General features: G+C 47.3%; 6 protein-coding genes. 5 read left to right on the top strand and 1 reads right to left on the bottom strand.

What is annotated here, in order from left to right; all coding sequences use genetic code 11:
- The first annotated feature begins 130 nt into the window (after positions 1-130).
- Both yfcC and iadA read left to right on the top strand, forming a co-directional pair.
- Positions 131-1879 (top strand): putative basic amino acid antiporter YfcC, encoded by a 1749-nt coding sequence (gene yfcC / locus Ami103574_RS11160; RefSeq protein WP_163067090.1) that lies wholly within the window; start codon positions 131-133, stop codon positions 1877-1879.
- A 21-nt stretch (positions 1880-1900) separates the two neighbouring features.
- The gene (gene iadA / locus Ami103574_RS11155) at positions 1901-3088 is read left to right on the top strand and encodes a beta-aspartyl-peptidase (RefSeq protein WP_163067089.1); all 1188 of its coding nucleotides are present in this window, start codon (positions 1901-1903) and stop codon (positions 3086-3088) included.
- Positions 3089-3292: 204 nt separating this feature from the next.
- Here iadA and Ami103574_RS11150 read toward each other — a convergent pair whose 3' ends face one another.
- Positions 3293-6652, bottom strand: a complete 3360-nt coding sequence (locus Ami103574_RS11150) for a transglycosylase domain-containing protein (protein WP_163067088.1) — start codon at positions 6650-6652, stop codon at positions 3293-3295.
- A gap of 213 nt (positions 6653-6865) precedes the next feature.
- Here Ami103574_RS11150 and Ami103574_RS11145 point away from each other — a divergent pair, with 213 nt between their 5' ends.
- The 3 genes from Ami103574_RS11145 (at position 6866) to Ami103574_RS11135 (ending at position 11424) form a co-directional block, all read left to right on the top strand.
- On the top strand, positions 6866-9292 hold the full coding sequence (locus tag Ami103574_RS11145) for a DNA internalization-related competence protein ComEC/Rec2 (RefSeq protein WP_163067087.1): 2427 nt from the start codon (positions 6866-6868) through the stop codon (positions 9290-9292).
- A gap of 101 nt (positions 9293-9393) precedes the next feature.
- Entirely contained in the window at positions 9394-10452 is a 1059-nt protein-coding gene (holA, locus tag Ami103574_RS11140; RefSeq protein WP_163067086.1) for a DNA polymerase III subunit delta, read from the top strand.
- Between the two features lie 15 nt (positions 10453-10467).
- Entirely contained in the window at positions 10468-11424 is a 957-nt protein-coding gene (locus Ami103574_RS11135; protein ID WP_163067085.1) for a DMT family transporter, read from the top strand.
- Positions 11425-11459: the final 35 nt, after the last annotated feature.

Raw genomic sequence — 11459 nt, 5'->3', positions numbered from 1 at the left:
TGAACGGAAAAGGGGTTAACTAAGTAAATGCAGCGCATATGCAATACGATTTCTCCATCAAGTTAGGATTTAACAGGGAAATTAGTATAAGCTTTCACGCTTTATGTGAAAAGAAAGGAATAGTAAGAATATGAAAGAACACGATGAACAAAACCTACAACGCCTGGAAAAAGGGTTGACTCGGTTTCAAGCACCCCACACATACGCCATTATATTTTTTGTTGTCCTTGTTATGTGGGTTCTGACTTTTATCATACCGGCAGGTAAGTTCTCCACGCACGATGTGTCCTATTTGGATGCCAATGGGGTGGAAAAGACCAAAACAGTTCTGATGGCGGAGACCTTCCGTTATGCTTATGATTTTGACAAGGCTAAGCTAGATACTGCTTTAGAAGGTTTGAGCGGAGATACCGTTAAACTAGAGGAGCTGGAGGTTGATCCGGCTGCGCTCTCTGATTTCCTGGCAACCGATCAAGCAGATTGGTCACAGTCTGGTCTGGATGAGATTGGTCTGACGGAGCCCGTACTATACGATCTCTACGGGCAAACGATTTACGATACCAGCCACAAGCTTCACAACACGGCTACCCTATGGGGGACCGAGGATTATGGCGGTTTTGGGGTATTAAACTACCTCTTTGAAGGGCTCGTAACCGGTGACAAATATGGATCTGCCGTAGGTATTGTCGCATTAATCTTAGTAGTAGGCGGAGCTTTCGGCATTATCATGCGTACTGGGGCTGTGGAAGCCGGCATCTACGCCTTTATTCGGAAATCAAATGGAACCGAGCGCTATTTCCTGCCGGTGCTGTTTGTCATCTTCTCCTTGGGAGGCGCTACCTTTGGTATGGCGGAAGAATGTATTCCTTTTGCCATGATTATGGTACCTTTCGTCATTGCTATGGGCTATGACTCCATTGTGGCGATTACAGTTACATATGTGGCCTCCCAGGTGGGCAATGCCGCTTCTTGGATGAATCCTTTTGGGGTGGCCATTGCTCAGGGTATTGCAGAGATTCCAATTCTCTCAGGAGCTTCCTTCCGTATCGTTATGTTTGTTGTCATCACCCTGGCAGCTGCCGGATACATGATGGTCTATGCAGAGCGAATCCGCAAGAATCCGCAGCTTTCCGCGGTATATGAAATTGACGCCTACTTCAGAAATAAAATTTCTGCTGAGAGCGAAGGCGCTCACGGGGAATTCAAGCTGGGGCATAAGTTAATCCTGCTGGATATGTTGCTGGTGCTTATCTGGATTGTTTGGGGCGTTGTAAAGGAAGGCTATTATATTCCGGAAATCGCTTCTCAGTTCTTTGTAATGGGTCTGGTAGCCGGTATTATTGCTATTATATTTAAGCTGAACGATATGACCATCAACGGGATGGCTTCTGCCTTCCAGAGCGGTGTTGCTGATTTGGCAGGAACGGCAGTAGTAGTCGGCATGGCAAAGGGCATTCTGCTGGTTCTGGGCGGCTCAGATGCTAGTGTAGCTTCTTCCCTGAACACCATCCTCTACGGCATGGGTCATGCGATGGGCGGGCTTCCGGCTGTTGTTACCGGCTGGCTCATGTATGTGTTCCAGAGCTTGTTCAATTTAATTGTAACGTCCAACTCCGGCCAGGCTGCACTGACCATGCCAATTATGGCGCCGTTGGCCGATATCGTTGGTGTAACCCGTCAGGTTGCCGTGCTGGCATTCCAGCTGGGTTCCGGATTTGTTGATGCTTTCACGCCTTGTTCTGCCAGCTTGCTGGGTGTTCTGGGTGTAGCCAGAATCAACTGGATGAAATGGGCGAAGTTCCAAATAAAAATGCAGGCGTTCCTGTTTGCTTTAGGAAGCATCTTTATTGTCATCGCAGTAGCCACCGGTTTGTCGTAAGGACACCATAGGAGAAAAAGGATGATTACACTTATTAAAAATGCAAAGGTTTATCAGCCGGAATGTGCAGGTGTAAAGGACATCTTGCTGATTGACGGGAAGATTAGTACGATTGGGGAAAATATTTCCCTGGAAATAAAGAATGCCGAAGGAGTCCTGGTAGAAATTGACGGCTCTGGCATGGTGGCTATACCTGGTCTCATCGATCCCCACACTCATTTGCTGGGTGGCGGCGGCGAGGGCGGCTATAAAACCAGAACGCCAGAAGCCATGCTGACCGATTTTACCACCGCCGGTGTGACCACTGCGGTAGGCTGTTTGGGTACGGACGGAGTTACCAGAAATATGATTTCTCTTTTAGCCAAGGCTAAGGGGTTGGAGGAAGAAGGTCTGAGCACTTACGTCTATACGGGTTCTTATCATGTGCCGCCGGTAACGTTGACAGGAGATGTCATGAAGGACTTTTTGCTGGCGGATAAGGTCATCGGGGTAGGAGAGGTGGCCATCTCTGACCACCGCTCTTCACAACCTTCATCTCAAGAGTTTCGCCGATTGTCGGCGGATGCCAGAGTAGGTGGTATGCTTTCTGGAAAGGCTGGTATTATGAATATCCACCTGGGAGATGGCAGCCGAATGCTGGAGCTGATTTTAGATACAGTGGAGAATACAGAAATTCCAATCACCCAGTTTTTACCGACTCATATTAACCGAAATCCGGCTCTTTTCGAGGAAGGTATCCGCTATGCTAAGGGCGGCGGTTATGTGGACTTTACTGCCAGCAAGGATCCGGAATACTGGGAGGCGGAAGGAGAAGTACGCACCAGCAAAGGCATCAAGCGCATGTTAGAGGAAGGGGTTTCCCCGGATCAATTCACTATTTCCTCCGACGCCCAGGGCAGTTTGCCGCTGTTTAACGAGAAGATGGAGTGCATAGGTCTGGGGGTAGGAAAATCTGACACTATTTTACCAGAAATCCGTTCTTGCGTTTTAGATTTGGGTATTCCTTTGGAAACTGTTCTGAGAGCATCTACGGCTAATCCAGCCAGGATTTTAAAACTTACTAGCAAAGGCCGGATTGCTCCTGGTTTTGATGGGGACCTCTGTCTACTGGAAGAAACGACTCTGGAGTTGGATACGGTATTGTGCAAGGGACAGATCATGGTCAGAAGCGGGAAGCCCGTGGTGCTGGGAACCTTTCAACAGGGATAGTTGAAAATCCTTTCTCAGGAGGAAATCAACGGACAAATATGAAAAAGAAAAAACGGCTCGAAAGAGCCGTTTTTCGATGGAAATATAGAAAATGGGTGACAGCAACCCATAAAAAATAAGTGGTCAGCAGACCACTTATTTTTTATTTTATGTCATGGGGCGTGATGTCGGGAATTCATATGGGATAACTTTTGCTGGCTTTTATCAATGTGGGATTAGCCAGTCGGGAATCGTGCTGTTGCCGTTTTCATCGGTGTTGCCGTTTCCGCTGTTGTTCCCGTTTCCATTTCCATTCCCGTTGCCGCCATTGCTGTTATTATTTCCGTTGCTGTTTCCATTGGTAGGCGGAGTCGTTGTTCCGTCTGTACCGCTGCCGTTATTCGGCTCTTCTTCGTTGGTATTTGGCTCTTCTGATGGAGCTTGTACGCCGTTAAAGTTGGAGTTAAGCTGCCCGCTGGAGCTGATCGGATATTTGCTTGGGTCCGGATTGTGGATGCCGCAATAGGTGTGCGGAACTTCGTAGACGATATCCTTTACGACCGGATTGATGCTGTAAGGCCGCTGTACGCCCAACACCTTCCTCGTGGAAGGGCAAGATGGCGTGGCCAGATAGCCCGTGTCTGCACATACGGTCACATAAGTGTGGACATTGTCGCTGGAGGTCGGTTCCGTTCCCTTGATGAAATATTCACCGCGGACAGTACCTCTCGGGTCCAGGGAACTCAAGGCAGACGGCAGTTTTCCGCTTATGGTGTCAATCGTGACACTGATGACATTGCTCGGCTTGGCGTGGTAACTGCCTGTCGGTAAGCTGGCGGTCACTTTGCTCATGATATTGCTCCAGAGTTTGGCTGCTGCCGTACTGCCCTGGCTTAGTTCGATGTTGACGTCGTTACCAATCCAAACTGCCGCTGAATATTGTGGCGTGAAGCCTACGAACCAAGCATCGTAATTATCAGTAGTCGTACCGGTCTTACCGGCTACCGGCTGACCAGAGAATCCGGCAGGGGAGCCGATGCCTTTCGTGACGACGCTGCGCAGGATATCCCGCATGATAAAGGCGGCACCGGCATCCATAATCTGCGTTGTCTTTGGTGCATTTTCAATGAGCACTTCGCCTCTATTGTTGGTGACTTTCGTAAAAGCCATCGGGGCGGAATACTTGCCATCGTTGACAAAAGTTCCGTAGGCGGCGGACATTTCCAGCGGAGAGATGCCTTTGGTCATACCGCCTAGAGCCAGAGCCGCTGCGTTCATATCATTCGCAGCACCTGCTTCCTCAATCGTGGTAATGCCTGCCTTCTTCAGGAAGGTAACGCTCTTTTGGACACCCAGCTGCTGGAATACCCGTACGGCGTTAACGTTGATGGACTGCTCTACCGAAGTTCTAAAGGTATTTAGTCCCCGATAGCCGGAATACCAGTTTTTCGGCCACTGTTTCCCTTGAATGGTCAGCGGACTGTCATCGATAACACTGGCTGCCGTAAAGTAATTGCCGAAGAGTTTAGAGATGCCAGCACTGTCGCTGAACTTCAGTGTGGTGCCGCTGGCTACAGCATCGGCAGAAGCTTGGAGTGCCGGCCCATATACCGCAATTGGTTTAATGGAGGAACCCGGCTGTCTTGGCTTGATAGCTCGATTGAACAGCATCCGCCCGGTGATATTCCGGCCTCCTACCATAGCCTTGATGGATCCGTCGGTAGGATCGGAGATCACCATGGCTGATTGTGGCTGTACTACTTTTTGGCCCAGAGTGTTGTAATCGCTGGAGATAATCAGGCCCTTGGAGGTATCTTGAAATACCTTTGGCATCTCCTTGAACAGGGTGCTGGAGATGACCAAGTTTCCTTCTGCATCTTTGGTCTTATACTGGGCAGGAATGGAGGCTACGCCGCCGTCGATGCGGTAAAATACGCCGTCATCTAAGGTATACATGTTCTTGTATTCCAGGTTTATATCGCTGGTGCCCTGATATTCCACTCGGCTAAACTGGAGCCGCTTTCCTTTATATAAGGTCAGAGAACCGTCCGTATTTTTTTTGTATTCACCGGATTTCAATAGGAAGCTGCCGTCGGATTCAAGGTAATTGCTGTAATTATACAGCAGGATACTGCCGGAATCGCTGACGATGTTGCCGCTTCCGTCTTTTTTCAGGTTGGCTACCTTCGGGAAATTGCTGTTTTTAGAGAATTCGGTCTCAGCAATCCGCTGCATGTCGGAATTCATGGTGGTGTAAATCTGCAAACCACCAGTGTAAATCATCTGGTTGGCATCTTTTTCAGATTTCCCTTGTTCTTCTACTAAGGCCGTTATAACTTGTTCTACCACATAGTCCGCAAAATAAGAGGACAGGTCTGAGCCCCTGGTAGGGTTTGGCTTCAAATGATCCTTGATGTTTTCCTCTAGGGCTGCCGAATGTTCAGCGCTGCTGATTTTTCCCTGCTCCTCCATGAACTTGAGGCAAAGTTCTCTTCGGTTGTCGGATATATTGTTGTATACATAGTAGAAGACATCGCCCTTTAGGAGAATATCCTTGTCATTGGGATTGGCAATGTTTTCTGGGTAAATCTTTTTAATCAAGGCATAGGAATCGGGAGCCTGAGGCAGTGTGGCCAGAGAGGCACATTCCAGCAGGTCCAAATCGCTTACATCCTTGCCAAAGTAGGCTTCGGCGGCAGCCTGAACACCATAGGAGTTGTAGCCTAAATAGATGGTGTTCAAATAAGCTTCCAGAATCTCTTCCTTGGTTAAGTGCTTTTCCAGCAATATGGTATAATAGGCCTCCCGAATCTTTCTGGTCAAGGTTCGGTCGGATTTCGTTTCAGATAAGTATAAATTTCGGGCCAGCTGTTGGGTAATGGTGCTGGTACCACTGATTTTATGCGTAGTCAAGCTGTCTTTGACCGCACCAAGGATGCGGACAAAATTAAAGCCATGATGTTTCCAGAAGGTCTTATCTTCCAGAGATACAAAGGCATCTACCAAATCCTGAGGCAAATCGTCGTACTCTACATTGGTTCTGGTTCCTTCTGCGGAGAAGGAGGCCAAATTATCGATGACCTGGCCCTGGTCGTCGTAGAGGGTGGAGCTTTCGCTCAGGAGAGAATAAATATTGTTGGGGTTAATCTTAGGCGAATCAGCAATAATCGTGGCGGTTAAAATCCCCATGATGATGCAGCCGATGAGTCCTAAGCTGAATAAAAATATAAGAAATCTTTTAGGATTCAATCGATGCCTCCTTTTCTTTTTCTTGTTCGTCTCATCTGTATTATTTTTCATGTCTGTTTCCTCGTCAGGAGGGCTGGCAGGGGCTTTGCGGGCCAAAGAAAAGTCCTTTTTCTTGGATTTTTTCTCATTGAGCCTGTCCATTCTAGTCTGCCGCCGGCTCTCCAGTTCTACTTTATCTGCCTGTTCCTGTCTTTCCATTTCGTTAAATTTCGAAAGGAACTCTTCAATATTGGAAGAACGGTTATTTTCTCTTTCTTCAAACTGGTTAAAGAATTCGTCTATTTTTCGCAATTTATCTTCATTGGGTCCATCTTTTTTATTGAATTCGTCTGACAAAATATCACCTGCCTTACCATACAAAAACTCTATTTTATTATAGCATAGATGGAATAAAAGGCAAAAGCTTTTATGAATTTATGAATAATTTAAGAATTTGTTTCTTTTTTCATCTCAAGAGACAAGTATTAAAATAAAGCATTTCACAATATGTAAAAATATGGTATTATAAAAATAATATGTAAAATACAAAGGGGAGAATAGGAGGTAGCTTTGAGAAGACCAGTTGCATTTTTATGTGGAGCCTATGTGTTGGGCATGACGGCAGAAAATTTTTTGAAATTGCATATTATGGTGCTGGCAACGGCAGCGGCTGCTATAGGTGTGGCAATCGTGACGGCAGGAATGGTTTGGAGGCGCGAGACCTTTTCTGGAGGTGGGTTTGCGCTCTGGGGAGGAGAGCCATGGAAGAAACAGTCCTTATGTGGGATTGCCATTTTAATAGCCTTGTTGGGAGCTGTCCAGTACAGGGGGGCTCTGCACGAGACCGGCGTACTGGAAAGGAATCAGGGTCAGTTTTTGACCATATCTGGTCAGGTTATTGCAGCGGTGGAAAAGGATGAAGAGACACATCAGCTGACAGTGGTGGTAGAGGAGCTGGAGGGAGTAGGAAAACTGAAAAGCAGGGAGCGCATGCTTCTCAGCTTGTACGGCTCTTGCCCTGATTACTATCAGTTGCAGGGACAGCAGATTCAAGCAGCTGGAGTTATCGAACTGCCGGCTACCCAGCGAAATCCCAAGGCTTTTGATTATCGCCTGTATTTAAAAACTAAGGAAATCTCTACGATTATGTCCCTGAAACCCAACAATATTCAGCTTAGCAATCAAGTGAGGAATCCATATCTTCATTACATTGCTACGGTCAAATATGTCTTTCAGCAGAATCTCAGCGGTATTTTTGACCGAGAAACCAGCGGCCTTCTCATAGGCATGATCTTTGGAGATACCGGGGGCATCGAAGAGGCGTTGTACGAAAGTTTTCAGAAGAATGGTATCTGTCACGTGCTATCGGTCAGCGGCCTTCATGTAGGGTGTCTGTATATGTGCATCAATGCACTCTTTGGCGGACGACGAAATCTGAAGGTTTACGGAGCTGTTCTGGCAGCTCTGTGTTTTTATGCTTCTTTGGCCAATTTTTCTCCGACGGTAATGCGAGCTCTGCTAATGATCATTTTGCACATTTTTTGTAAATATATGTATTGCCGGTATGATATGCTGACATCAGCAGCGGTAACGATGGCAGGGCTTTTGTTTTTCAATCCCTTATCCCTGCTGAACTTAGGTTTTCAACTGTCCTATTTGGCTATCTTTACCCTGGCGGTGGTTACTCCTGCCGCTGAACGTCTCTGGAGCCGAAATCTGGCAGGGGTAATTTCCATTCAGGCCGGCATGGTGCCGATATCGATGTATACCTTTAATTATTTTTCTTTCAGTTCCTTTATAGCGAATATACCAATAATCTTTCTCTCTGGCTTATTGATTCCCTTGGGCATGGTGCTACTGCTTTTTTCCATGCTGGCCTCTGTGCTGGGGGCATGGAAAATGCCGCAGCAGCTGCTGGATGGCCTCTTTCAGATCGTAGGCCTTTTAATCGATTTTTTTACTCAGCTGCTCTTGCTGGTAAACCGCCTAGTTTTCGTAGACCATATTTCCTACAGGTATGTGTTGAGCCCACCTTTGTGGATTATACTGCTGTATTATGGCTTGCTTTTCTTTCTATCCTCTGAGGCATGCCGTATCCTTTGGCAGCGGAAGGATTATCGGCCTATGGGACGGCTGATTTTGCTTATTCTCGCTATCAGCCTGCTCTGGGGCAATGCCTCCAAAGATGGCTTTGAGAAGGTGCAAATGACCTTTGTGGATGTAGGGCAGGGCGATTGCCTGTTGATTACCACCCCAAAGGGACGTCACGTGTTGGTAGACAGCGGAGGCAGCAGCCGATACGATGTAGGCAAGAAGCTGCTGCTGCCATACTTGTTGAAAAACGGTGTCCGGGATATTGATTTGGCAGTTATCACCCATTTTCATACGGATCACGCAGGCGGATTGTATAGTCTGGCCAGGGAATTGCCGGTAAAGAGGCTGGGGCTGTATGAAGGTAACCGGGCTATAGCTGGTCAGATACAGGAGCAGACTGGTATTTCCCGGGAAAATTTTTTATACCTGTCCAGGGGGCAGCGGCTACAGGTAGAAGAAGGGTTGGAGATTCAGGTGCTGTATCCGGAGGAAAAGACCATGGAGGAGTATCGGCAGTTGGCTCAGGATCAGAAAGATGAAAATGAATCTTGTCTGGTGATGAAAGTTACCCTGCAAGGGGTCTCTGTGGTTATGACTGGGGATATTGATGAGGAAGGGGAAAAGCGAATCCTAGAGGGGAACCCGGGCAGCTTGCTGAAATCAGATATTCTCAAGGTGGCTCACCACGGCAGCAAGTACAGCAGCTCGACGGCTTTTTTGGATCAGGTGCAGCCTCGGCTGGCGGTGATTCAGGTAGGCAAGAACAATTACGGGCATCCAGCCCCTCAGACCTTGGAGCGACTGGAAGAAATCAACTGTCAGGTGTATCGAAACGACCAGCAGGGAGCCGTGGGAATTGAGATTGGAAAAGGCGGAAAATTGAAAATACATACTATGATTTAGCGCATGAAAGTAGTATAATAGAAATTATGAATATTAGCCTGCCCAAGCTGTAATCCAGTTTGTTAGCAGGCTTACGCAAAAAGTATTTTCAGGAGTTTCCCATGGCATATTCTCATAAGCAGACAGAAAAAGAACACGCCTTTCAGCGGCTGGCAAAAGATTTAAAGGAAGGAACCATCGGACCGGTGGTGGCTCTCTTTGGTCGAGAGCAGTATTTAGTCCACTGGTCTAGCCAGCAGATTGCTGAGCAGTTTATCCACCCGGCTTGCCGGGATATGGACTTGTCGGTCTTGGAGGAAGACCGCATCACCATCGATGCTATCAAGGAGGCTTGCGAGACCTTTACCATGATGTCACAAAAGCGGATTGTTTTGGTTAAGGATTTTCCTTTGCTGTCTGGAGGACGGATGAAAGGCTTTTCTGAAAGTCAAGAGGCAGAGCTGGCGGAGTACGTGAAAGAAATCCCGGAGAGTTGTATCCTTATTTTTACGGCGGAAAGCGCAGACAAGCGAAAAAAGCTGTATAAGGCTATCAGTGACAGAGGTCAGGCCTATGATTTTGAAGCGCTCAGTGAAAAAGCCCTGCGGTCTTTTGTAGAAAAGCGTTTTAAGGCGGCTGGCAAGGTGACTAAACCTTCTATTATAAATGAGTTTATACAGAGCAGCGGCTATTTTCATAAAGAGTCGGATTATACCCTGTACAACTTGGAAAATGATATCCGCAAGATTATTGCCTACAGTGAAGGACCGGAAATTGTGCTTTCTGACGTCCTGTCCACGGTGTCTGGCAACTTAGAGACCAGTGTGTTTGCCATGCTGGATGCCATCAGCATCGGCAGAAAAGATGAAGCTTATATGCTGCTTCATTCACTGCTGAATGCCGGAGAGAACCTCTATATGATTCTTTCTCTTATTGCCTCACAGTTTGAGACCATCCTGGAGGTAAAAGAAATGCTGGAGGAGGGCCACAATCAAAAGCAGATGCAGGGTATCCTAAAAATTCATGAGTTTCGCATAAAAAAAGCCTTGTCTTTTTCCGGCAGATATTCTGTTGGCCAGCTAAAAAAGATATTGACCAAGGTTTATGAGATTGACCGGCATATTAAAAACGGGCTGCTAGACCAGCATTTGGCTCTGGAGCTTTTTATCGCACAAGTTTAGGAGGAGTTCATCTATATGTTCCACATACTTTCAAATACGTCAAAGCAAGTTAAAGCCGATTTAATGCTGATATTGGTCACCCTTTGCTGGGGTGTCTCCTACCTTCTACTGGATATCTGTCTGAAGGAGATTCCTCCGCTGACTCTGAATGCTTATCGATTTTTGATTGCCTTCTTTATGGCTGCGATTCTGGCTTTCCCAAAGATGCGGAAAGTTAACAGAAGTACCCTACGCTACAGTGCCTTAATCGGGCTGGCTCTGACGCTGGTGTACATCGGCGCCACCTATGGGGTACTTTATACCAGCCTTTCTAATGCTGGCTTTCTCTGTGCCCTGACAGTGGTCATCACGCCTATTCTTACCTTTATTATAAAAAAGGAGCGGCCTGGAAACAAATTGGTGCTGGTACTTTTGCTTTGCCTGACCGGCATCGCCCTGATGACCCTCAACGGAGAGTTTAAACCAGCCCTGGGAGATATCCTCTGCATCATGTGTGCCTTTGCCTATGCGGTGGATTTAATTATCACGGATCGGGCTGTGCATCGGGAGGAAGTAAATGCCTTTCAAGTAGGCGTGTATCAATTGGGGTTTACCGGATCTTATATGCTGGTGCTGGCTCTTTTGCTGGAAACGCCCAACTTGCCTAAAACCCCCGGGGTGTGGGCAGCCATGATTTTTCTGGCAATCTTCTGCACGGGCGTCGCCTTTATTGTTCAGGTGGTGGCCCAGCAGTACACGTCCGCCAATCACGTCGGAGTTATCTTTGCCCTGGAGCCGGTATTTGCAGCGGTGGCGGCTTTCCTTTTCGCAGGAGAACGGCTGCTGATGAGGGGCTATGTGGGCGCCGTGTTTATGTTGGCGGGAATCCTTCTTATGGAGGTCGACGTAAAGGCTCTCTTCTCGAAGGGACAAAAGCTGGAAAAAAATCTACCTTTGGAAGCAAATCCGCCTTCAAACCGGCAAGAAGATTAACTTTTCATTGCGGCGGACAGGGTTTTTCATTATAA

The sequence above is a fragment of the Aminipila butyrica genome (assembly GCF_010669305.1).
Classification (GTDB): domain Bacteria; phylum Bacillota; class Clostridia; order Peptostreptococcales; family Anaerovoracaceae; genus Aminipila; species Aminipila butyrica.
The sequence above is the reverse complement of the archived record's forward strand: the minus strand, read 5'-3'. Positions and strand labels throughout refer to the sequence as shown.